This is a genomic window from Streptomyces corchorusii, from assembly GCF_001514055.1.
Taxonomy (GTDB): Bacteria; Actinomycetota; Actinomycetes; order Streptomycetales; family Streptomycetaceae; genus Streptomyces; species Streptomyces olivaceoviridis.
In genome coordinates this window covers 15,964-38,281 of sequence record NZ_KQ948351.1, presented here as the reverse complement: position 1 = coordinate 38,281, position 22,318 = coordinate 15,964, and the positions used below count along the sequence as shown (strand labels likewise).

Annotated in this window: 14 protein-coding genes; 8 read left to right on the top strand and 6 right to left on the bottom strand. The window is 71.7% G+C overall.

Going from position 1 to position 22,318, the window contains the following annotated elements; translation table 11 throughout:
• Positions 1–3: 3 nt before the first annotated feature.
• The gene (locus AQJ11_RS00135) at positions 4–1,620 is read left to right on the top strand and encodes a glycosyltransferase family 2 protein (RefSeq protein ID WP_208616430.1); all 1,617 of its coding nucleotides are present in this window, start codon (positions 4–6) and stop codon (positions 1,618–1,620) included.
• Positions 1,621–1,708: 88 nt separating this feature from the next.
• On the opposite strand, the gene AQJ11_RS00130 is transcribed toward AQJ11_RS00135, so the two are convergent.
• The gene (locus tag AQJ11_RS00130; RefSeq protein ID WP_014673057.1) at positions 1,709–2,347 is read right to left on the bottom strand and encodes a TetR/AcrR family transcriptional regulator; all 639 of its coding nucleotides are present in this window, start codon (positions 2,345–2,347) and stop codon (positions 1,709–1,711) included.
• 202 nt (positions 2,348–2,549) lie between these two features.
• On the opposite strand from AQJ11_RS00130, the gene AQJ11_RS00125 reads away from it, so the two are divergent.
• The 4 genes from AQJ11_RS00125 to AQJ11_RS00110 all read left to right on the top strand — a co-directional run bounded on the left by AQJ11_RS00125 (position 2,550) and on the right by AQJ11_RS00110 (position 8,324).
• Positions 2,550–3,464 (top strand): ABC transporter permease, encoded by a 915-nt coding sequence (locus tag AQJ11_RS00125; protein WP_014673058.1) that lies wholly within the window; start codon positions 2,550–2,552, stop codon positions 3,462–3,464.
• On the top strand, positions 3,457–4,356 hold the full coding sequence (locus AQJ11_RS00120; RefSeq protein WP_014673059.1) for an ABC transporter ATP-binding protein: 900 nt from the start codon (positions 3,457–3,459) through the stop codon (positions 4,354–4,356). The genes AQJ11_RS00125 and AQJ11_RS00120 overlap by 8 nt, the downstream gene beginning before the upstream one ends.
• Before the next feature lie 102 nt (positions 4,357–4,458).
• Positions 4,459–6,663, top strand: coding sequence for a CDP-glycerol glycerophosphotransferase family protein (locus AQJ11_RS00115; protein ID WP_059261874.1), 2,205 nt, complete (start codon positions 4,459–4,461; stop codon positions 6,661–6,663).
• On the top strand, positions 6,660–8,324 hold the full coding sequence (locus AQJ11_RS00110) for a glycosyltransferase family 2 protein (RefSeq protein WP_014673061.1): 1,665 nt from the start codon (positions 6,660–6,662) through the stop codon (positions 8,322–8,324). The genes AQJ11_RS00115 and AQJ11_RS00110 overlap by 4 nt, the downstream gene beginning before the upstream one ends.
• A gap of 38 nt (positions 8,325–8,362) precedes the next feature.
• Here AQJ11_RS00110 and AQJ11_RS00105 read toward each other — a convergent pair whose 3' ends face one another.
• Positions 8,363–9,757 (bottom strand): hypothetical protein, encoded by a 1,395-nt coding sequence (locus AQJ11_RS00105; RefSeq protein ID WP_244218089.1) that lies wholly within the window; start codon positions 9,755–9,757, stop codon positions 8,363–8,365.
• A 248-nt stretch (positions 9,758–10,005) separates the two neighbouring features.
• The gene (locus AQJ11_RS00100; protein WP_059261414.1) at positions 10,006–14,952 is read right to left on the bottom strand and encodes an NAD-glutamate dehydrogenase; all 4,947 of its coding nucleotides are present in this window, start codon (positions 14,950–14,952) and stop codon (positions 10,006–10,008) included.
• Positions 14,953–15,562: 610 nt separating this feature from the next.
• On the opposite strand from AQJ11_RS00100, the gene AQJ11_RS00095 reads away from it, so the two are divergent.
• Entirely contained in the window at positions 15,563–16,129 is a 567-nt protein-coding gene (locus tag AQJ11_RS00095) for a DJ-1/PfpI family protein (RefSeq protein ID WP_059261413.1), read from the top strand.
• 286 nt (positions 16,130–16,415) lie between these two features.
• Here the strand turns inward: AQJ11_RS00095 and AQJ11_RS00090 are convergent, their stop codons facing one another.
• Together AQJ11_RS00090 and AQJ11_RS00085 are read right to left on the bottom strand one after the other, a co-directional pair.
• Positions 16,416–17,084: an HAD family hydrolase gene (locus tag AQJ11_RS00090; protein ID WP_014673065.1), complete on the bottom strand. Its 669-nt coding sequence runs from the start codon at positions 17,082–17,084 to the stop codon at positions 16,416–16,418.
• 57 nt (positions 17,085–17,141) lie between these two features.
• Entirely contained in the window at positions 17,142–17,654 is a 513-nt protein-coding gene (locus AQJ11_RS00085; protein ID WP_059261412.1) for a DUF6912 family protein, read from the bottom strand.
• A 336-nt stretch (positions 17,655–17,990) separates the two neighbouring features.
• Here AQJ11_RS00085 and AQJ11_RS00080 point away from each other — a divergent pair, with 336 nt between their 5' ends.
• Complete coding sequence (locus tag AQJ11_RS00080) at positions 17,991–18,470, top strand: Rv3235 family protein (RefSeq protein WP_059261411.1); 480 nt, start codon at positions 17,991–17,993, stop codon at positions 18,468–18,470.
• Between the two features lie 149 nt (positions 18,471–18,619).
• Here AQJ11_RS00080 and secA read toward each other — a convergent pair whose 3' ends face one another.
• Positions 18,620–21,430, bottom strand: coding sequence for a preprotein translocase subunit SecA (secA, locus tag AQJ11_RS00075; protein WP_014673068.1), 2,811 nt, complete (start codon positions 21,428–21,430; stop codon positions 18,620–18,622).
• Between the two features lie 253 nt (positions 21,431–21,683).
• Here secA and AQJ11_RS00070 point away from each other — a divergent pair, with 253 nt between their 5' ends.
• Entirely contained in the window at positions 21,684–22,253 is a 570-nt protein-coding gene (locus tag AQJ11_RS00070; protein ID WP_014673069.1) for a GNAT family N-acetyltransferase, read from the top strand.
• The last annotated feature ends 65 nt before the right edge of the window (positions 22,254–22,318 follow it).

Genomic DNA, 22,318 nt, shown 5'->3' with positions numbered 1-22,318 from the left:
CCCATGCATCCAGAACCGCGAGACCCGCGTCCGGCACCGGTGGCCCAGGTCGCCGTGGTCGTCATCGGCTACAACGACCGCGCCCATGTGGGCGAGGCGGTGCGCTCGGCGCTGGCGCAGGGGCCCGCGGTCGCCGAGGTGATCGCCGTGGACGACTGCTCCACGGACGGCAGCGACGCACTGCTCACCGGGCTGGCCGCCGGTGAGCCGCGGCTGCGGGTGGTGCGCCGGAGCGTGAACAGCGGCGGCTGCGGCAGTCCGCGCAACACCGGGATCGACGCGGTGACCGCGCCGTACGTGATGTTCCTGGACAGCGACGACGTGCTGCCGCCCGGCGCGGTGGACGCGCTGCTGGCGGCGGCCACGGATGCGCGCGCCCAGGTCGCGAGCGGTCTGTGTGTGCGCCGGGAGCTGCCGTCGGGGCGCGAACAGCCCTGGCAGGCGCCCCTGTACACGGCGCACTCCGTCCTCGCGCGCCCCTCGCAGCAGCCCCGGCTGGTCCACGACACGCTGTGCGTCAACAAGCTGTACCGCACCGACTTCCTGCGCGACCACGGCATCCGCTTCCCCGAGGGCCGCTTCCTCTACGAGGACTTCGTCTTCACCGCGCGCGTGCTGGCCGCGTCCCCGCGCATGGCGCTGGTGCCGGACCGCGTGTACGTGTGGCAGGTGCGCCGGTCGGCCGGGCGGCTGTCGCTCTCGCTGGACCGGGGCGGCATCGAGAACTGGACGGCGCGCGTCCAGGCGTGCGCGCTGGCGTACGACATCCTGCTGGGCGCCGGGCAGCAGGAGCTGGCGCGGGCGGCACGCGCCAAGTTCCTCGACCACGACGTGCGCATGTACGCGCGCGAGCTGGGGTTGCGCGACGCGCCCTACCGGCGTGCCTGGTGGGAGCACACCCGTGCGTACCTCGCGCGCTACGACGCGGCCGGCCGGGAGTTGGCCCCCGACGCCCCCGGCCGGCTGCTCGCGCGGGTCGTCCTGGCCTCCCCCGAGCCGCGCGACCTGCCCCGCCTGCGCGAGCTCGCCGCCCGCCCGGCCCGCCTGCTCCCGCCGTACGCCCGCGCCCCCGAGGGCGACCCGGTCTGGTCCGCCGACCTCCCCGAGGTCTCCCTGGCCCCCCTGCTGACCCGGCCCGTCGCCGCGCTCCCGCTCGCGGTCGACGCGGAACTGCGCCCCCGCGCGCGGGCCTCGGTGCTGCGTCTGCGGCTGCACGAGTTCTACGGGAAGGTGGCCGAGGCGGGCCCGCCCGAGGTGGACGTGGCGTGGCACGGGCGCGAGGACGAGCGCGGGCGCGGGCGCACGACGGTGGCGCTGACGCCCTCGGGTCCGGACAGCTGGTCCGCCGAGGTCCCCGTCGACCTGGCACGGCTCGGCTCGGGCACCTGGGACCTGCGGCTGACCCTCCGCTTCCCGGACGGCACCCGGCGCGAGACCACGGCGCACGCCCTCGCGGGCGCGGGCCGGCTGCGCCGGCGCGCCGTGCCGAGCGCCCTGCACGGCGTGCTCCTGGCACAGCCGTACGCCACGCACTCCGGTGCGCTGGCCCTGCGGGTGGCCACCGGGCTCCACGGCGCGCTGACCGTGGCCCGCGGCCGGCTCCGCCGCCTGCTCCACTGAGACACGGGTACGACGGGCACGGCGGCTCGGGAGGCGGCGGGGTCGCGGGAGACCGCTCACGCGGTTCCCCGCGTCCCTCACGGGCGCCTCACAGCGCCTTCAGCGCACCCGCCGTCGCCCGTGCCAGCTTCTCCAGGTACCCCTTCGGCAGTTTCGGGGAGCGGATGACCACCGAGCGCCAGTACAGCGGCCCGGAGATCAGGTCCAGGGCCAGGTCGGGATCGACGCCCGCGCGGACCTCGCCCCGCCCCTCGGCCGCCGTCACGATCCTGCTCGCGACCCCTTCCTGCCCGTCCCGCAGCGCCTTCTGGAAGGCCTCCGCGATCTCGGGGTTGCGGGCCGCCTCGGCCTGGAGGTCGGGGATGATCTGGGACGCGACCGGATGGCGCAGGGCGCGGGACGTGAGCTCGTAGAGGAGCCGCAGGTCACCCTCCAGGGAGCCGGTGTCGGGCACCGGGAACCCGGTCACCGCCATCGCCGAGACGACGTCCAGTACCAGGTGGAGCTTCGAACGCCACCGCCGGTAGACGGCCGTCTTGCCGACCCCGGCCCGCCGGGCGATCCCCTCGATGGACATGCGCGCGTAACCGACGGCCGCCAGTTCCTCGAAGACGGCGGCGCGGATCGCCTCGGTCACGTCCTCCCGGAGCACGGCCGCGCCGGCGGGCGCCCGGCGGCGCGGACGCGCCGGTGGCTCGTCGGCGGACTCGGCGGCGTTCGTCGTCATACCCACAGCATAGGGCGTTACGACGAAACGGTTGCGTTCCGACGTCGATTGCGCCTACGCTCGCGTTGCGACGATACGGTCCCGTCCCGACGTAAGAGAACGTGAAGAGAAGCGTAAGGAAACGCCGGACGACGGGCACGGACGCGGCGGTCCGGCGAAGGCCGGGCGCAGCACCCCCCTCCCCCGAGCGAAAGCAGCGGATGTGAGCCAGGTCCTCCACACACCGCCCCCCACCCGGGCCCCGGCAGACGACGATCTCGCGGCGCTGGCCGCCCGGCACGGCCTGTCGGTCAGCGGCGCCCGCCCCACCCTGCCGGAGTACGTCCGCCAGCTGTGGGCCCGCCGCCACTTCATCGGCGCCTTCGCCACCGCCAAGCTCACCGCGCAGTACAGCCAGGCGAAGCTCGGCCAGGTCTGGCAGGTCATGACCCCGCTGCTGAACGCGGCGGTCTACTACTTCATCTTCGGCGTGCTGCTCGGCACCAAGCACGGCGTGCCCGACTACATCCCGTTCCTGGTCACGGGCGTGTTCATCTGGACGTTCACGCAGAGCTCGATCATGGCGGGCACCCGCGCGATCTCCGGCAACCTCGGCCTGGTCCGCGCCCTGCACTTCCCGCGCGCCGCCCTGCCGATCTCCTTCTGCCTCCAGCAGCTCCAGCAGCTGCTGTTCTCGATGGCCGCGCTGGTCGTCATCCTGCTCTGCTTCGGCGTGCCGGTCTCCGTCTCCTGGGTGCTGGCCGTCCCGGCCCTGGCGCTCCAGTTCACGTTCAACGCCGGCGTGTCGATGATCATGGCGCGGATGGGCGCGAAGACCCCGGACATCGCCCAGCTGATGCCGTTCGTGCTGCGCACCTGGATGTACGTGTCCGGCGTGATGTGGAGCATCGACAAGCTGGCCGACAAGGACGACCTGCCGCGCATCGTCACCGTCCTGCTGGAGATCAACCCGGCCGCCGTCTACATCGACCTCATGCGGTTCGCGCTGATCGACAGCTTCCACGCCAGCCAGCTGCCCCCGCACGTGTGGGCGGCGGCGATCGGCTGGGCCCTGGCCGCGGGCATCGGCGGCTTCATCTACTTCTGGAAGGCTGAGGAGACGTACGGCCGTGGCTGAGCGCAGCGAAGAGAAGGTCCCCACCGTCGTCGCCGACCGCGTCGACATCGTCTACCGGGTGAACGGCACCGGCGCCGGGCGGGGCTCCGCCACCGCCGCACTCAACCGCATCCTCCGTCGCAAGCAGGCCGAGAAGGCGGCCGGCGTGCGCAAGGTGCACGCGGTGAAGAAGGTGTCGTTCGTCGCCCACAAGGGGGAGGCGATCGGGCTCATCGGGACGAACGGCTCCGGCAAGTCGACCCTGCTGAAGGCGGTCGCGGGCCTGCTCCCGGTGGAGAACGGGCGTATCTACACCGACGGCCAGCCCTCCCTGCTGGGCGTCAACGCGGCCCTGATGAACGACCTCACGGGTGAGCGGAACGTCTTCCTCGGCGGGCTCGCCATGGGCATGTCCCGGGAGCAGATCAAGGAGCGCTACCAGGACATCGTCGACTTCTCGGGGATCAACGAGAAGGGCGACTTCATCACCCTGCCGATGCGCACGTACTCCTCCGGCATGGCGGCGCGCCTGCGCTTCTCCATCGCCGCCGCCAAGGACCACGACGTCCTGCTGATCGACGAGGCGCTGGCCACCGGCGACCGCTCCTTCCAGAAGCGCTCCGAGGCACGCATCCGCGAGCTGCGGCAGCACGCGGGGACGGTCTTCCTGGTCAGCCACAACAACAAGTCGATCCGTGACACCTGCGAGCGGGTCCTGTGGCTGGAACGCGGCGAGCTGCGCATGGACGGGCCGACCGAGGACGTCATGAAGGAGTACGAGGCGTTCACCGGCGACAAGAAACCGGCCCCTAAGAAGCCCGCGCCGAAAGCGGATGCCGCAAAAGCGAAGCCGGCTGCCACAAACGCGAACACACCGCAACCGGACGCCCCGAAAGTCGGTCTTCCTTCCTGAGCGCAGCTCTTACGCCAACCGTAGTTATCCCTTTCATCCGCTTAATGACAGTATGTTATGAAGGGTTCGCCGGGAGACGACGAGTCGAAGGAGTCCATCGCGATGCCCCAGTTGAGCGTGATCGTCCACGGGCCGAACGCACAGGGGCATCTGACCGATCTGCTGGACTCCTTGGCGGCCCACCCCCTCCCCGACGTCGAGGTGATCGTCGCCGCCGTCGGCGACTGGGCCCTGGAGACGGCCGAGCACCACGCGCTTGAGGCGATCGTCGTCCCGCTGCCGGACGGCACCGGCGACCCGGCGGCCCGGGCGGCCGGCGCCGCCCGGGCGTCCGGCCGCTGGCTGCACTTCGTCCACGCCAAGGACGGCCTGCCGGCCGGCGCGCCCCGCCTGATCGCCGAGCGGACCGCCGAACTGGACGCCACCGCCGAACCCGTCGACGTCCTCCTCTTCGACCACGTCACCACCACCTGGCAGACCGCCGCCAGACCCTCCCGCGACGGCCGCCACCTCGCCGCCGTCGGCCGGGCGGGCCGGCCCCTGGACGAGGCCGCCGACCTGCTGCGACTCACCCCGCTGCTGGGAAACCGCGCCCTGCGCGGCGCGTTCTGGCGGGCCTACGGGGAACGGCTGGACACCGACGACGAGCCGCGCGCCGCCCACGCGGCCCTGCTGTACGCCGGCCGGGTCGCCTGCCTCAACCAGACGGCGTACGAGCACCGCGTGCTGCGCCCCGAGAGCCTGCCGCCGCGCTCCCCCGAGGACCGGCTCCGGCTCATCGACCGCTACGAGTCCCTGCTGTCGCTCACCAAGGACCGCCGCGCCCCCCGCGCGGTGCTGTACGACCTGATGGTGCGCGACCTCATCCGCACCTTCGCCCGCGAGGAGCTGCCCGACCCGGTGGCCCGCGAGTTCTTCCGCCGCGCCTCCGTGGCCGCGGTCCGCTGGCGCCCCGAGGACCACCGGCGCCCGGCGGGCCTGGAGGGCGTCCGGCACGCGCTGCTGGAGGAGGGCGCGTACACCAAGTACCGCGCGTTCCAGGCCGCCAACCGCACCCGCCGTGCCGCCCGCAAGGCCGTACGCACCCGCAAGCGGCAGCTGAGCACCAGGATCCGCGACCACCAGTACCAGCGCGCCCTGAGCCGCCCGGTGGACCCGAACCTCGCCGTGTTCGCGGCCTACTGGGACCGCGGTGTGGCCTGCAACCCGGCCGCCATCGCCGCCAAGCTCGCCGAACTCGCCCCGCACATCCGCCCGGTGTGGGTGGTGAACAAGCAGAGCGAGGCCCTGCTGCCGCCCGGCACCGACCACGTCGTCCCCGGCACCCGCCGCTACTGGGAGACCCTCGCCACCGCCAAGTACCTGACGAACAACGTCAACTTCCCGAACGCGGTGGTCAAACGCCCGGACGCCGTCCACCTCCAGACCCACCACGGCACCCCGCTCAAGCGCATGGGCCTGGACCAGATGGACCACCCGGCCGCCGCCAAGGGCCTGGACTTCGCCGCCCTGCTGACCCGTGTCGACAAGTGGGACTACAGCGTCAGCGCCAACAGCCACTCCACCCGTATGTGGGAACGCGCCTACCCCTCCCGCTACACGTCCCTGGACCACGGCTACCCGCGCAACGACGTCTTCTACACGGCCACCGCCGCCGACGTCCGCGCGGCCCGCGACCGCCTCGGCATCGCCCCGGGCAGGACCGCCGTCCTGTACGCCCCCACCCACCGCGACTACGAGGCCGGCTACACCCCTCGCCTCGACCTCGCCGCCCTCGCCGACCGCCTCGGCGACGACACCGTCCTCCTCGTCCGCGCCCACTACTTCTACGGCGGCGCCGCCTCCCCGCTGACCGGCCTGCGCCGCTCCGGCCGGATCATCGACGTCTCCTCCTACGACCCCGTCGAGGAGCTGTGCCTGGCCGCCGACGCGCTGGTCACGGACTACTCGTCGATCATGTTCGACTACGCCAACCTGAACCGCCCGATCGTGATCTACGCCGACGACTGGGAGACGTACCGGACCACCCGCGGCGTCTACTTCGACCTGATGGCCGAGCACCCCGGCCAGGTCGCCCGCACCCAGGAGGAGCTGGCCGAGATCTTCCTCTCCGGGGCCTGGCGCGACGAGAACGCGGCCAAGGCGCGGGCCGCGTTCCGGCGCCGGTTCTGCGAGTACGACGACGGGCGTGCCGCCGAACGGGTCGTACGCCGGGTGTTCCTGGAGGAACCGGAGGACGCGCTGCCGCCCGTGCTCCCCATCGAGGACCGCACCCCCGCCCCGACGCCCGAGGAGGCCACGGCATGACCCGCCCCGACGTCACGGTCACGGTCATCGTCTACAACGACGCGGCCCGCCTGCCCCGCGCGGTCGCCTCGCTGCGCGCGCAGACCCACGCGAACATCGAGATCGTCATCAGCGACGACCACTCGACGGACGAGACCCCCGCGGTGGCCCGGGAGCTGGCGGCCCAGGACCACCGCATCCGCTACATCCGGCTGCCCGAGAACAGCGGCGGGTGCAGCGCCCCGCGCAACCGGGCCATCGAGATCGCCCGGGCGCCGTACCTGATGTTCCTCGACAGCGACGACGAACTCCCGCCGCGCGCCGTCGAGTCGCTGCTCGCCGCGCACCGCGAGCGGGACGTCGACTTCACCATGGGCGCGGTCCGCCGGGTCCGGGTGGACAACGGCCGCCGCTCGACCTGGATGCCGCACCTGGTCGCCGAGCGCCGCACGCTGGAGGGCATCGAGGCGGACCCGCGTCTGCTCTTCGAGCACCTGTCGACGAGCAAGATGTACGCGCGCGCCTTCCTCGACCGGCACCAGCTCCGCTTCCCCGAGGGCATCCACTACGAGGACCAGCTGTTCTCGGCGCAGGCGTACTGCCTGGCGGAGGCGTTCACGATCATCCCGGAGCCGGTGTACGTCTGGTACATCGAGCCGTTCGCGGACGCGTCCTCCGCGTCCATCTCCAACCAGCGGCACAAGATCTCCAACGTGGCCGACCGGGTGCACGTCCAGCGGCTGATCGACGAGTTCCTGGTGAGCAGCGGGCACGCGGGGCTGCGGGAGGACAAGGACTACAAGTTCCTCAAGCACGACTTCCGGATGTACGCCGGTGACCTGCCGTACCGGGACGAGGAGTGGCTGACGTCCTTCGCGGAGATCATGAACCCCTACCTGGACACGCTCTCCCCCGAGGCGTACGGCCGGCTGCCGCGCGCCGAGCGGGTGGTGCTGGAGCTGCTGCGGGACGGCCGCCTGGCCGAGGCCCGGCTGGCGGCGCGCGGGCTGGGGCACGCGGTGGCACCGCGGCGGGTGACGACCGACGGTGCGGGGGTCCCGTACTGGGGTGACACCGTGCCCTCGACGGACCGCGCCCGCCGCGAACTGGACGTCTCCGAGCTGGAGTTGGACACCCGGCCGTTCCCGACCGCCCTGTTCCGGCACGAGATCACGGAGCTGACGCCCGGCGCGGGGGCGACCCTGACCCTGGCGATCCGCACCTACGACCCCGGCCTGCGCCTGCCGGTCGGTCCCCAGCGCGCGTCCTTGCTCCTCAGCCCCGGCCGGCGCCGTATGACGGTCCCCTTCCGTCTGGACCCGGTCCGCCCCGGCGTCTTCGAGGGCACGGTCCGCCTCGACCTCGTGTCCGCGCCGGTCCCGCTCCACGGTTTCCAGGGCGTACGGCACCCCGTGGTCCGCCTGGACCAGCAGGGCCTGTCCCACTCGGGTCTGCTCCTGGCCCCGTTGGACTTCCCGGCCCGCACCGCCCGCATCGACTACCACTCCGGCGCGGCCCCCCACGAACTCACCGTCGAACCGGAAGGCCGCAACCCCGGCCGCCTCCAGCTCCGCTGGCGTCCGGTGGGGGTGACGGCCCGGATCACCCGGCCCGCCATCCGCCGTCTGGCCCGACCCCGCGTCCGGAACGCCGCACGGCTGGTGGCAAGTGCGCTGAAGTAACGGAGGTTTCCAGCGCCGTCGGGGTTCTCTTGAGCGGCTCAGGAGAGCACTCGGTACAGCACCTGCCCGCCCGGACCGACGGCCGTCCTGCGGAGCCACGGCGCCTCGCTGCCCCCCAGGACCCACTTCACCCCGTACTCCCGCAGGATCCCCCGCCGTTCCCCGGCGCCCGCCGCCGGCGAGAAGTACCGCTCCACCGCCGCCTCCCTCCGCCCGGCGTCCGGGAGGAAGAAATCCGGGTACCCGGGCGCCACGGTGTACGGACCGTACGCGGGGATCTGCCGGGCCGGGAACCTACGCGCCATCACCACGTCCCCGTACCGCACCCCCGCCCGCATGATCCACTGGTAACCCGCCCACGGCGTCCGGTACTTCGCCGCGACCACCCCGGGCAGCGCGTCCCGCGGCACCGCGTACCCGAGTGTCCCGGCCTGCGTCCACGCCCCCACCGCCAGCGCGGCGAGCAGCACGCACGCCCACCCCCGCCGCACCAGGACCCGCCCCGCCGACACCGCCTCCAGCGCCGCCGCGAGCTGCGCCGGGATCAACGCGGCGGGCAGGGCGCGGCCCCAGGAGTAGTGGCCGGTCAGACCCCCCGCCGCGAACACCAGCACGCCGAACAGGAAGAAGAGGGCGAGGGGGTCGCGGTGGTCCCTGCGCAGGCGGAAGCCCAGCGCCACCACCCCGAGCAGCACCAGTCCGAACCGCCCGACCAGGTGCTGGTACAGCGGCCGGTGGACGGCCTCCAGGTCCGCGCCCGCGGAGAACAGCGCGAAGAAGTCGTAGTACGGCCACAGCCACAGCACCAGCAGGCCCAGGAGCACCCCGGCGCCCAGCCGGAGCAGCGCGCCGCGCGCCGGCCGGGCCGCGAGCACCGTCGCCAGCCCGCCCAACGAGGCCACCACGCCGGTGAACTGGTGGCACAGCAGGATCACCGCCCACAGCGCACCCAGCCCCAGGCACGCCCCCCACGCCACTTCCCCGCGCACCGTCCGCGTCAGCCAGGCCCAGAAGTGGAAGGTGAGCCCGAGCGCGAACACGCTGGGGTACGACACCGTCAGCGCGAGGGAGTTCAGCCCGAGGAAGCCGCTCCAGTTGAACAGCAGCGGACCCCAGAGGAAGACCAGGCTCAGGAAGGCCAGCGCGGGGGCGGCGCGGTGGCCGCTCAGCGTGCGGACGTAGCGTCGGACGCCCGTCACCAGCAGGCCCAGCCCGGTGAGCGCGGCCAGGCGCAGCACCACGAAGACCGACAGGCCCGTCAGCTTGGCGACGGTGCCGAGCAGCAGCATCCAGGGCGAGTGGTACGGGCTCGGCGTGTCGGCGTCGACCAGCGGGTTGCCGGGGTGCAGCAGGCTGTGCCGGAACCGCTGGACCGTGGCCGCGTGCATGCCGAGGTCGCCCGCCCACGGCAGGCGGACGACGACACACAACATCAGCACCACGACGAGCGCGGCGGCGACCTGCGGCAGCTCACGGCCCACGCGCGACGCGGAGCCTCCCGGTGGTGCCGTACGGCCCACCTGTTCGGTGTCAGACGGCGCGGTGTGCACACGCCGACCCTATCCGAACCCTCGCGAAGAGCAGGAAAAGGTAAATTCGCCGCACGTTCCGGACGAGAAACGGGCAAGAAGAAGGGCGCCCCGGGGAGACGGTCCCCGGGGCGCCCTTCCTTGCCGTACGGCTACGAGTGCGTCCGCAGCAGCGTCCGCATCGTGCGCATCGCCACCGACAGGTTGGCGAGGTCGAACGAGTCCGAGCTGCGGATCTCGTCCAGGGTGGTGCGGGCACGGCCCAGGAGCGCGCTGTTCTTCTGCTCCCACGCCTTGAACCGCTGCTCCGGCGTCGAAGTGCCGTTGCCCACCGCGAGGACGTCCGCGGTGAGGGCCGCGTGCGCCGCGTACAGGTCCTCACGGATGGAAGCGCGGGCCATGGACTGCCAGCGGTCGGCGCGCGGCAGCTCGATGATGCGGTCCATGAGCTGCGTGATGTCCAGCCGGTCGGCGAGGTCGTAGTAGACCTCGGCGACGTCCAGCGGCTCCTTGCCCATGCGGTCGGCCACCGACACGATGTCGAGCGTCGGGAAGGCGGAGGAGAAGCCGGCCACGCGGGTGGCGAGTTCGTCCGGGACGCCGGCCGCGGACAGCTCGTCGTACACGTGCTGGTACCACTCCGCGTCCGCGCCGCGCAGCAGCTTCGGCAGCTCCTGCCAGACCCGCTCGACCCGCTCGGCGAAGAACTCGACCGTCTCGGCGAGCTGGAGCGGCTGCGGCCGGTTGTTGAGCAGCCAGCGGGTGCCGCGCTCGACCAGGCGGCGCGAGTGCAGGCGGATGCGGGTCTGGACGGCCGCGTCGACCTGGTTGTCCAGGCCCTCGACGGCGTCCCACACGGGCGCCGAGCAGAAGATCGCGCGGGCCGCGGTCTGGGCGCGGACGATCTCCTCCAGGGAGGCGCCGGTCTCCTCGCGCAGCCGGTGCAGATACGTCGTACCGCCCGTGTTGACCGTGTCGTTGACCAGCACGGTGGTGGTGATCTCGCGGCGCAGCGGGTGGTTGTCGATCGCGTCGGCGAACCGCTCGCGCAGCGCCGTCGGGAAGTACGCGTGCAGCAGCCCGCGCAGGTACGGGTCGTCCGGCAGCGAGGTGTGCAGCAGTTCCTCGGCGACCGTGATCTTCGTGTACGCGAGCACGACGGCGGTCTCCGGGCTGGTCAGCCCCTGGCCCTGGGCGAGGCGCTCGCGGATCTGCCGGTCGGTGGGCAGGAACTCCAGCGCCCGGTCCAGGTGGCCCTCGCGCACCAGGTGGCGGATGAACCGCTGCTGGGCGTGGAGCATGTCCTTCGCCTGGAACAGGGCGTTGGCCAGGGCGGTGTTCTGCGCGTAGTTGTTGCGCAGCACCAGCGCGCCGACCTCGTCGGTCATCTCGGCGAGCAGCTTGTTGCGCTGCTTGACGGTCATGTCGCCGTCCGCGACCAGGCCGTTCAGCAGGATCTTGATGTTCACCTCGTGGTCGGAGGTGTCCACACCGGCGCTGTTGTCGATCGCGTCTGTGTTGATCTTGCCGCCGTGCAGGGCGAACTCGATCCGGCCGAGCTGGGTCAGGCCCAGGTTGCCGCCCTCGCCGACGACCTTGACCCGCAGGTCCTGGCCGTCGACGCGGATGGCGTCGTTGGCCTTGTCGCCGACGTCCCCGTTGGACTCCGACGACGCCTTCACGTACGTGCCGATGCCGCCGTTCCACAGCAGGTCCACCGGCGCCGTGAGGATCGTCTTCATCAGGTCGGCCGGGGTCATCTTGGTGACCTTGCCCTCGATGCCCAGCGCCTGGCGGATGTGGCTGTTGAGCGGGATCGACTTGGCCGTGCGCGGGAAGATCCCGCCGCCCGCCGACAGCAGCTCGGTGTTGTAGTCGGCCCAGCTGGAGCGGGGCAGCTCGAACAGGCGGCGGCGCTCGGCGTAGGAGACGGCCGCGTCCGGGGTGGGGTCGATGAAGATGTGCCGGTGGTCGAAGGCGGCGACCAGCCGGATGTGCTCGGACAGCAGCATGCCGTTGCCGAACACGTCACCGGACATGTCGCCGATGCCGACGACCGTGAAGTCCTCGCTCTGCGTGTCCACGCCCAGCTCGCGGAAGTGCCGCTTCACGGACTCCCAGGCGCCGCGCGCGGTGATGCCCATGCCCTTGTGGTCGTAACCGGCGGAGCCGCCGGAGGCGAAGGCGTCGCCGAGCCAGAAGCTGTAGGTGTTCGCGACCTCGTTGGCGATGTCCGAGAAGGTCGCGGTGCCCTTGTCCGCGGCGACCACCAGGTAGGTGTCGTCGCCGTCGTGCCGGACCACGTCCCGCGGCGGCACGACCTCGCCGGCCACCATGTTGTCGGTGATGTCGAGCAGCGCGGAGATGAACGTCCTGTAGCTGGCGATGCCCTCGGCGAGCCAGGCGTCGCGGTCCACGCTCGGGTCGGGCAGCTGCTTGGCGACGAAGCCGCCCTTGGCGCCGACCGGCACGATGACGGTGTTCTTCACCATCTGCGCCTTGACCAGGCCGAGGATCTCGGTACGGAAGTCCTCACGCCGGTCGGACCAGCGCAGGCCCCCTCGGGCGACCTTGCCGAAGCGCAGGTGCACGCCCTCCACGCGCGGCGAGTACACCCAGATCTCGTACGCCGGGCGCGGCGCGGGCAGGTCCGGGATGGCCTGCGGGTCGAACTTCATGGAGACGTAGTCGTGCGGCCGGCCGCCGGACGCGTCCTGGAAGAAGTTCGTGCGCAGGGTCGCCTTGATGACGGTCAGGAAGGACCGCAGGATGCGGTCCTCGTCCAGGCTGGCCACCTGCTCCAGGGCCGCGTCCAGCTCCTCCAGCAGCGCGTCGGTGATCTCCACACCGGCCTGCTGCCGCTCCGGGGACATCCGCGCCTCGAACAGGGAGACGAGGAGCCGGGTGGTGTGGACGTTGTTGCGGAGGGTGTCCTCCATGTAGTCCTGCGAGAAGGTCGAGCCGGCCTGCCGCAGGTACTTGGCGTAGGCGCGCAGCACCATCGCCTGCCGCCAGGTCAGCCCGGCGCTCAGCACCAGCGCGTTGAAGCCGTCGTTCTCGGCCTGGCCGGTCCAGGTCGCGGCGAAGGCCTCCTGGAAGCGCTCGCGGGCGTCGTCGCCGAGGTACTCCCCGCCGCCCGCCGCCCTGGGCATGCGCAGACCGAAGTCGTAGATCCAGGCGGTCGTGCGGTCCGCGCAGCGCAGCTCGTACGGCCGCTCGTCGGTGACCTCGACGCCGAGCCGGCTCAGCACCGGCAGCACCTTGGAGAGGGAGACCGAGCCGCCCTTCTGGTAGATCTTGAAGCGGCGCTCCTCGGGCGCGGCACCCACCGGCTCGTACAGGCTCAGCGAGAAGGTCTTGTCCTCGCTGAGCTGCTCCAGGTGGACCAGGTCGGCGACCGCGGCCCGCGGGCTGTGGTCGGCCTTGTAGCCCTCGGGGAAGGCGTTGTTGTAGCGGCGCAGCACCTCGGCCGCGCGCTCCTCGCCGCACTCGGCGGTCAGCGCCTCGGCGAACGCGTCGGCCCAGGAGCGGGCCGCCTCGACCAGGCGGGCCTCGATGCGCTCCTTGTCGGCGTCCGACAGCTCGGGCAGCTCGGTGCCCGGCGGGACCCGGACGACGAAGTGCAGCCGGGACAGGATCGACTCGGTGTTCCAGGCGGTGAAGTCGACGCTGATGCCGCCCAGCTCCTCCTTCAGGATGTCGATGATCCGAAGGCGCACACCGGTGGTGTAGCGGTCGCGCGGGAGGTAGACGAGGGCCGAGTAGTAGCGGCCGTACTCGTCCTGGCGCAGGTACAGCCGCAGCCGGCGGCGCTCCTGGAGGTAGAGCACGCTCGTGGCGATGGACTGGAGCTCCGCGACGGGCGTCTGGAACAGCTCGTCGCGCGGGTAGGTCTCCAGGATCTGGAGCAGGTCGCGGCCGTCGTGGCTGTTGGGCGAGAACCCGGCGCGCTCCAGCACCTCGTCCACCTTGCGGCGGATGACCGGAACGCGGCGCACGGACTCCGTGTACGCGGCGGAGGAGAACAGACCGAGGAAGCGCCGCTCACCGACGACGTTGCCGTCCGCGTCGAACTTCTTGACGCCGATGTAGTCCAGGTACGACGGCCGGTGCACGGTGGCGCGGCTGTTGGCCTTGGTCAGCACGAGCAGCTTGTGCTCGCGCGCCTTGGCCCGGGCGTCCGCCGGGAGGCGCTCGAAGGAGGGGCTGACCGGGTGCTGGTCGGCCTCGGCGTGGTGCGGGTCCGAGCGCAGTATGCCGAGACCGGTGCCGGGCACGGCAGCGAGCGTGTCGTCGTCGCGCAGCTGGTACTCGCGGTAGCCCAGGAAGGTGAAGTGGTCGTCGGCCAGCCAGTGCAGCAGCTCGCGGGCCTCCTCGACCTCCGGTCCGGGCAGGTCGCCGGGGACGGGCTCGCCCTCCAGGCCGTCGGCGATCCGGATCGCCGAGTCCCGCATCTTCTCCCAGTCCTCGACGGCCTCGCGGACGTCGGACAGCACGCGCAGCAGGTCGGCGGTGATCTGCTTCAGGTCGGCGCGGTCGGTCTCGCGGTCGATCTCGACGTGGATCCAGGACTCGACGTGCGTGTCGTGCGGGAGGTCGCCGGTGAGCCCGGCGGACTGGGCTGGCAGCACCTCGATCAGCTTGCCGGTCAGGTCCCGCCGCACGACGAACTGCGGGTGGATCACGACGTGGATGCCGCGCCCCTGCCGGGTCAGCTCATTGGTGACCGAGTCCACGAGGAAGGGCATGTCGTCGGTGACGACCTCCACGACGGTGTGGCTGCACGTCCACCCGTTCTCCTCCACCGTCGGGGTGTGCACCCGGACGTTCGCGGTGCCCTGGGGACGGGTCTCGGCGAGACGGTAGTGCGAGACCGCGGCGCCGAAGACGTCGACCGGGTCGCGGTCGGCGAGGTCCTCCGGGGCGGTGTGCAGGTAGTAGCGCTGGAGGAACGCGAGCACGGATTCGCTGTCCGGGGTGCCGGGGGTGCCCTCGCTCGTCGTCCCGGTCGGTAGGTGCCCCCCGACCGGGCTGTTCTCAGCTACCCGGGCGGCCCGTTCGAGCAGCTCGGCCTTGGCTTCGTCCAGCTTGGTCTGCATTGTCCTCTGGCTCCTGTCGCGCGCCGTTGCGTGACGTAGAAGGAAGTACGGTCTCTTTCCCTCCGGCTCGACGCCACGGCCCGGGGTGTCCGGTCCGATCCGACGCTATGCCGCGAGGTGAGATGAGCGGGGGGAATTCGGCCATTCTCGGCACGTCCGTGGAGTGTGACGCTGCTCTCGGCACCGCCGTGTCCCGGGCCGTCCTCGGCGTCCTGGAGGCGTCCGCGCCCCCGTCCCGCCCGCGAAGACCAGCGACCACGGCCCGGTCACGGAGGTGTTCCGTGCAACCCGGGCGCAGGGCAGGAGCAGGATCGCCCCCGCGAGATATCGCGCTGATCACGCCACAAGGCTATCGCCACTTACCCCGGGCCCGTCATGAGCCGTATGTGTACAAAACCGAGGGGCGAAGTTTGACGTTCTGCACAGCGGCGGGGCGGGGGCGGGTGGCGTAACCGACGGCCGGCCGACGGCTGGTTCCCGCCCGGGTCACCCGGTCGCGCCCCCGTGTCCGTGGCCGCACCCTGAAAATCACCGGGCCCTCTTGGCAAGGGGCGCCCGGCGGAGGCACGGTGCCCAGGACACTGTGTGGAGTCTCCCCGGAGGAGCCGACATGCCCACCAAGATCCTCATCGTCACCGGCGACGCGGCGGAGTCCCTGGAGGTGCTCTACCCCTACCAGCGGCTGCGCGAAGAAGGCTACGACGTCCACATCGCCGCCCCCACCCGCAAGACCCTCCGCTTCGTCGTGCACGACTTCGAACCCGGTTTCGACACCTACACCGAGAAGCCCGGCTACACCTGGCCCGCCGACCTGGCCTTCTCCGAGGTCGACCCGGGCGACTACGCGGCCCTCGTCATCCCCGGCGGCCGGGCCCCGGAGTATCTGCGCAACGACCCCGAACTGCGCAAGATCCTCAAGGCCTTCTTCGACGCCGACAAGCCGGTCGCCCAGATCTGCCACGGCCCGCTGCTCACCGCCGCGATCGACTCGCTGCGGGGCCGCCGGGTCACGGCCTACCCGGCGCTGGAGCCGGACATGCAGGCAGCCGGCGCCGGCTTCCAGGACGCCGAGGCGGTCGTCGACGGCACCCTGGTCTCCTCCCGCGCCTGGCCGGACCATCCGGCGTGGATGCGGGAGTTCCTGACGGTGCTCCGCTCCAAGGCGCCGGTGAACTGAGAGACGTCCGCCTGACGCCGTCCGGCTCGCGGAACGTCGGCGGCGTCAGGCCGCGCTCGGGGTACGCCGGCAGGTCGCGCTCGGTGCGCCGACGGCGTCAAGTCGCGCTCGCGGTACGCCGACGGCTTCAGGTCACGCTCGCGGTGCGCCGACGGCGTCAGGTCGCTGTGGCCGGTCGCGCGGTTGCCCGCGCCCCGGGGAGCCGCAGCAGCCGGCATGGCATGCCCTCCCCCGGTCGGCCACGGCGCCCGGCGCCCCCGCAGACCCGCGCCCGCGCCCCGCAGGGCTACGCCGCCATCCTCCGTGCCTCGGCCACCGCCTCGGCCAACGTGTCCACCACCGGCACCCCCACCCCCTCCAGGCTCACCCGGCTGTGCGACCCCCCGCTGTACAGCACGGCCCGCGCCCCCACGTGCCGCGCGGCGACCGCGTCGTCCGCCGCGTCCCCGATCACCACGGTCCGCTCGGGCGCCACCATTCCGGCCAGCGCCTGAAGATGCCGCACCATGTGCTCGGCCTTGCTGCCGCCGGACGGCCCCGTACGCCCGTCGACCCGGACGAAGTGCGCCTCGATCCCGAAGCCCCGCACCAGCGGCACCAGGTCCTCGTGCCCGTACATGCTCAGCAACGACTGGCTGTGCCCTGCCGACCGCCACCCCGCGAGCAGGTCCTCCGCGCCCTCGGTCAGCCGGCACCGCACCCGGTGCTCGGTGTAGTAGCGGTGGAAGACCCCGTCCATCAGCTCCCACTCGGCGTCGGTCGGCAGCCGGCCGAGCAGCCGCTCGTAGAACTTCGGCACCGGCACGCAGTACAGCGCCCGGTACTGCTCCAGTGTGATCGGCGCCAGCCCCAGCTCCGCGAAGGCCGCGTTCGTCGCCCCGATGATCGCGTCATTGTCGTGGAACAGCGTCCCGTTCCAGTCCCAGACGATGTGCGCGCTTCCCTGCGTCCCCATGTCCAAGACCGTACCCGCCCCCACTGACAATCAGGGCACCACCGGGATCGGCGCAGGTCAGCGCAGCCCCACCAGGTTGGGGATCTCCTGTGTGGCGTACCACAGCAGCTCGTGGTCGTCCGCCCCGTCCACGACGAACTGCGCGTCGTCGTCCCCGCCGTCCGCCGCCTCCAGCGCGTCCGCCGCGGCGGCCACGTCCGGCTCCGCGTCCTCGGCGTCGACGTGCACGGAGGCCGCCTTCGCGAGCGGCACCGCGACCCGCACGGTGACCTCGCCGAGCGCGGCGGATTCGAGCGCGCGGTCCGGGTCGACGCTCGCGGCGCCGTCGGGCACGTCCACGGCGACCACGACCCGGCGCCGTACCGCGTCCGGGTCCGCCGCGAGCAGCCGCAGCGAGGCCAGCGCGGCCCGGCCGAGCGCGGCGTACTCCAGCTCCTCGATGTCCTCGGAGAGGTACCACTCGCGCAGCGCGGGCGTGACGGCGTACGCGACGAAGGGGTCGGTCCCCAGCTCACCCGTCTTGTACGCCTCGGCGAGAGCGGGGAGTGTCACGGGGACGTAGACGCGCATGCTGGCCGCTCTTTCCTGTTCCTGGTCAAAGGCTTTCGCTGGGCCTCGGGGAGGGCGGCTGGCGCGTCTCCCGGAGGGCCTTCAGGATACGTGCGGCCGTCCCCCTTCGGGCCCCTGCCCGCACCCGCTCAGGCGTCCACTCCAGGCCGTCGATTCACCCTCGCCGGCCGCTTGGCCATGGGGTGCGGGGCTCCCCCGGTCCCTCGGATAAGTGAACATCGCCGGCCCCCTCCCGCCCGCCGCCGCTCCTTGCCACTCTCTCCGGCGCCCCGTACAAGATCCCCACCATCCAGTTACCGCCCGGTATCCCCCGGGCCCGCCGAACGGGGACGCCCCATGAACAAGGTCATGAGCCGTACCGCCCAGCCCCGCCCGCGGCACCGCCCGCCGACCCGCCGCGACTCCCGCCGCCCCGGCGGCGCCCCGCCCCGCACGGCCGGCCGCCCGGCGGCCACACGGCCGGTGGCGGCCCGTACACCGACCGGAGCGGCCGTGCGGCAGCCCCGGCCCACCGACCTCTTCGCCGAGCGCCTGCTGGCCGTCCTGAGCGGTCAGCGGCCCGTCCACTGGATGCTGCGGCACACCGCGGGGCGCGCCTACGACGACCTGGCCCGCCTGGCCGAACACAGCCCCCTGCGCACCCTCGGCTCCCGTCCGGTCGTCCAGGACATCGGCTACTACGTCCCCAGCCGGGGCGCCCTGGAGGTCTTCGCCCGCATCGCCGCCGGTGACCAGCTACGCGCCATGGCCTTCCGCCTGGAACTGGGCAAGGACCTCCGCTGGCGCTGCACGGCGGTGGAGACGGGCACGACGTAGGGGCCGAGGCGGCGCGGGCCGCCCCTCGGGGCGGCCGGTACCCGCGCGGCCGCGGCAGCGCGGGGCACCGACCAGCGGGCAACGCGGCAGGGCCGGGCCCCGGAAGGGGACCCGGCCCTGCTCGACCGCTGAAGCGCCGCGGGCGACCGCTACTTCTTGCGGCGCCGCCCGCCCTTGGCCTGCCGGCGCCGCTCGGCCCGCGTGAGCCCGTCCGACTCGGACCGCACCGGCTCGTCCTCCTCCAGGTCACGCTCGACGATGCCGCCCTCACCGTCCACCGTCGGCGCGGAGAAGTGCAGATCCCGCCGCTGCGGAACGTCCAGCCCCTTCGCACGGATCTCGGGACGCGCGCCCGCCTGCGCCGGAACGGTGTCCTGGACGCCCTCGCCCACCGGCTGGGCCTCCTCGACCGGGACCTCCTCGACCTGCTGCTCGACCTGGACCTCCAGGTTGAACAGGTAGCCGACGGACTCCTCCTTGATGCCGTCCATCATCGCGGTGAACATGTCGAAGCCCTCGCGCTGGTACTCGACCAGCGGGTCCTTCTGCGCCATCGCGCGCAGGCCGATGCCCTCCTGGAGGTAGTCCATCTCGTAGAGGTGCTCGCGCCACTTGCGGTCCAGGACCGACAGCACGACCCGGCGCTCCAGCTCACGCATGATCTCGGAGCCGAGCTGCGCCTCGCGGGCCTCGTACTGCTGGTAGATGTCCTCCTTGATGGACTCCTCGATGAACTCGGCGGTGAGGCCGGCCCGGTCGCCGGCCGCCTCCTCCAGCTCCTCGATGGTGACCTTCACCGGGTACAGCTGCCGGAAGGCGCCCCACAGCCGGTCCAGGTCCCAGTCCTCGGGGAAGCCCTCGGAGGTCTCTGCGCGGACGTACGCCTCGATGGTGTCGTCCATGAAGTGCCGGACCTGCTCGTGCAGGTCCTCGCCCTCCAGGACGCGCCGGCGCTCGCCGTAGATGACCTCGCGCTGCCGGTTGAGGACCTCGTCGTACTTCAGGACGTTCTTACGGGTCTCGAAGTTCTGCGTCTCGACCTGGGCCTGCGCGGACGCGATGGCGCGGGTGACCATCTTGTTCTCGATCGGCACGTCGTCCGGCACGTTGGCCATCGACATCACGCGCTCGACCATCTGGGCCTTGAACAGGCGCATCAGGTCGTCGCCCAGCGACAGGTAGAAGCGGGACTCGCCCGGGTCGCCCTGACGGCCGGAACGGCCGCGCAGCTGGTTGTCGATGCGCCGCGACTCGTGCCGCTCGGTGCCGAGGACGTAGAGGCCGCCCAGCGCCTCGACCTCCTCCTTCTCCGCCTTGACGGCCTGCTCGGCCTTCTCCAGGGCGGACGGCAGGGCGGCGGCCCACTCCTCGATGTGCTCCTCGGGGTCGAGGCCGCGCTGGCGCAGCTCCGCCTCGGCGAGGTCCTCGGGGTTGCCGCCGAGCTTGATGTCGGTACCACGGCCGGCCATGTTGGTGGCCACCGTCACGGCGCCCTTGCGGCCGGCCTGGGCGACGATCTGCGCCTCGCGCTCGTGGTGCTTGGCGTTCAGCACCTCGTGCTGGATGCCGCGCTTGCTGAGCTGCTGCGAGAGGTACTCCGACTTTTCGACGGAGGTCGTGCCGACGAGGATCGGCTGGCCCTTCTCGTGCTTCTCGGCGATGTCGTCGACGACCGCCTCGAACTTGGCCACCTCGGTGCGGTAGATCAGGTCCGACTGGTCCTTGCGGACCATCGGCTTGTTGGTCGGGATCGGGACCACGCCGAGCTTGTAGATCTGGTGGAACTCGGCTGCCTCGGTCATCGCCGTACCGGTCATGCCGGAGAGCTTCTTGTAGAGGCGGAAGAAGTTCTGGAGGGTGATCGTGGCGAGCGTCTGGTTCTCGTCCTTGATGTCCACCCCTTCCTTCGCCTCGATCGCCTGGTGCATGCCCTCGTTGTAGCGGCGGCCGGCGAGGATACGGCCGGTGTGCTCGTCGACGATCATGACTTCGCCGTCGATGACGACGTAGTCCTTGTCCTTCTTGAAGAGCTCCTTGGCCTTGATGGCGTTGTTCAGGTAGCCCACGAGCGGGGTGTTCACCGACTCGTACAGGTTGTCGATGCCCAGCCAGTCCTCGACCTTGCTGACACCGGACTCGTGGATGGCGACCGTGCGCTTCTTCTCGTCGACGTCGTAGTCGCCGGTCTCCTCCACGCCCTTGAGCGGGTTGCCGGCCTCACCGCGCTTGAGGCGCGTGACCAGCTTGGCGAAGTCGCCGTACCACTTGGTGGCCTGGTCGGCCGGGCCGGAGATGATCAGCGGCGTACGGGCCTCGTCGATGAGGATGGAGTCGACCTCGTCGACGATGGCGAAGTTGTGGCCGCGCTGCACCAGCTCGTCCTTCGACCACGCCATGTTGTCGCGCAGGTAGTCGAAGCCGAACTCGTTGTTCGTGCCGTAGGTGATGTCGCACGCGTACTGCTCGCGGCGCTGGGCCGGCGTCATGTTGGCGAGGATGCAGCCGACGCTTAGGCCCAGGAACTTGTGGACGCGGCCCATCATCTCGGAGTCGCGCTCGGCCAGGTAGTCGTTGACCGTGATGAGGTGGACGCCGTCCCCGGACAGGGCGTTCAGGTACGCGGGCAGCGTGCCGACGAGGGTCTTGCCCTCACCGGTCTTCATCTCGGCCACATAGCCGAGGTGGAGCGCGGCACCGCCCATCAGCTGCACGTCGTAGTGGCGCTGGCCGAGGACGCGCTTGGCGGCCTCGCGGACCGTGGCGAACGCCTCGGGGAGCAGGTCGTCCAGGCTCTCACCGTCGGCGTAGCGCTGCTGGTACTCCGCGGTGAGGGCACGCAGCTCGGCGTCGGAGAGGTCGACGAAGTCCTCTTCGATGGAGTTGACCTGGTCCGCGATGCGGTGCAGCTTGCGCAGGATCTTGCCTTCGCCTGCACGCATGATCTTCGAGAGGACGGACACGGGGGCTGGTCTCCTTGCCGGTCGGGCCTGGGACGGTCGGTTTTCCTTCTGACGTACTGAGCAACGGCCATCGTATGCGAGGACCCGGCTGCGCCGGGAGGCCTGGCGACCCGACGGCTGCCTCACCCAGGACAACGGACGGGGCGACCCGATGGTGCCGCGTCGGCGCGGGGAATTACGCGAAACGTGATCACCCGCTCACGCATCGCGAAAATCCATGGCCGGGGCGGGGCGTCCCGAGCAGAATCGGGCGATGGAACCCGTCACGCTCACCACGGACCGCCTGCTGCTGCGCCCGGTCGGCCCCGCCGACACCGACGCGGTGTACGCGGCGGCGCAGGACCCCGACATCCAGCGCTGGACGCTGGTCCCCTCGCCCTATCTCCCGGAGCACGCGATCGGCTTCACGGAGCAGATCGTCCCGGACGGCTGGTCGCAGGGCTCGACGTTCACCTTCGGCGTCTTCCTCACGGCCGGCGAGCTGGTCGCCATGCTCGCCCTGATGATGCGCTCACTGGGCACGGCCGAGGTCGGCTTCTGGGCGGCCAAGGAGCACCGCGGCAACGGATACGTCGCGGAGGCCACGCTCGCCGCCTGCCGGTGGATCTTCACCGAGGTCGGCGTCGACCGGGTCGAATGGCGGGCCGAGGTCGGCAACCACGCCTCCCGCGCGGTCGCCGAGCGCGCGGGCTTCACCATCGAGGGCACCCTGCGCTCCGGCCTCAACAACAAGGGCGTGCGCCGCGACTGCTGGGTCGGCTCCCTGCTCCCCTCGGACCTGGGCCTGCCCTCCACGGCCCCGTACCTGCCCGCGCGTTCCTGAGCCGGTTCGCCGTTCCCGAGGAACGGACAGCTCGTCGCGGGCTGTCAGTGGCACCCTCTATCGTC

Coding starts and splice junctions, on each gene's coding strand:
- AQJ11_RS00135 (WP_208616430.1), top strand. CDS start 4: ATGCATCCAGAACCGCGAGACCCGCGTCCGGCACCGGTGGCCCAGGTC.
- AQJ11_RS00130 (WP_014673057.1), bottom strand. CDS start 2,347: ATGACGACGAACGCCGCCGAGTCCGCCGACGAGCCACCGGCGCGTCCG.
- AQJ11_RS00115 (WP_059261874.1), top strand. CDS start 4,459: ATGCCCCAGTTGAGCGTGATCGTCCACGGGCCGAACGCACAGGGGCAT.
- AQJ11_RS00110 (WP_014673061.1), top strand. CDS start 6,660: ATGACCCGCCCCGACGTCACGGTCACGGTCATCGTCTACAACGACGCG.
- AQJ11_RS00105 (WP_244218089.1), bottom strand. CDS start 9,757: ATGTTGTGTGTCGTCGTCCGCCTGCCGTGGGCGGGCGACCTCGGCATG.
- AQJ11_RS00100 (WP_059261414.1), bottom strand. CDS start 14,952: ATGCAGACCAAGCTGGACGAAGCCAAGGCCGAGCTGCTCGAACGGGCC.
- AQJ11_RS00095 (WP_059261413.1), top strand. CDS start 15,563: ATGCCCACCAAGATCCTCATCGTCACCGGCGACGCGGCGGAGTCCCTG.
- AQJ11_RS00090 (WP_014673065.1), bottom strand. CDS start 17,084: ATGGGGACGCAGGGAAGCGCGCACATCGTCTGGGACTGGAACGGGACG.
- AQJ11_RS00085 (WP_059261412.1), bottom strand. CDS start 17,654: ATGCGCGTCTACGTCCCCGTGACACTCCCCGCTCTCGCCGAGGCGTAC.
- AQJ11_RS00080 (WP_059261411.1), top strand. CDS start 17,991: ATGAACAAGGTCATGAGCCGTACCGCCCAGCCCCGCCCGCGGCACCGC.
- AQJ11_RS00070 (WP_014673069.1), top strand. CDS start 21,684: ATGGAACCCGTCACGCTCACCACGGACCGCCTGCTGCTGCGCCCGGTC.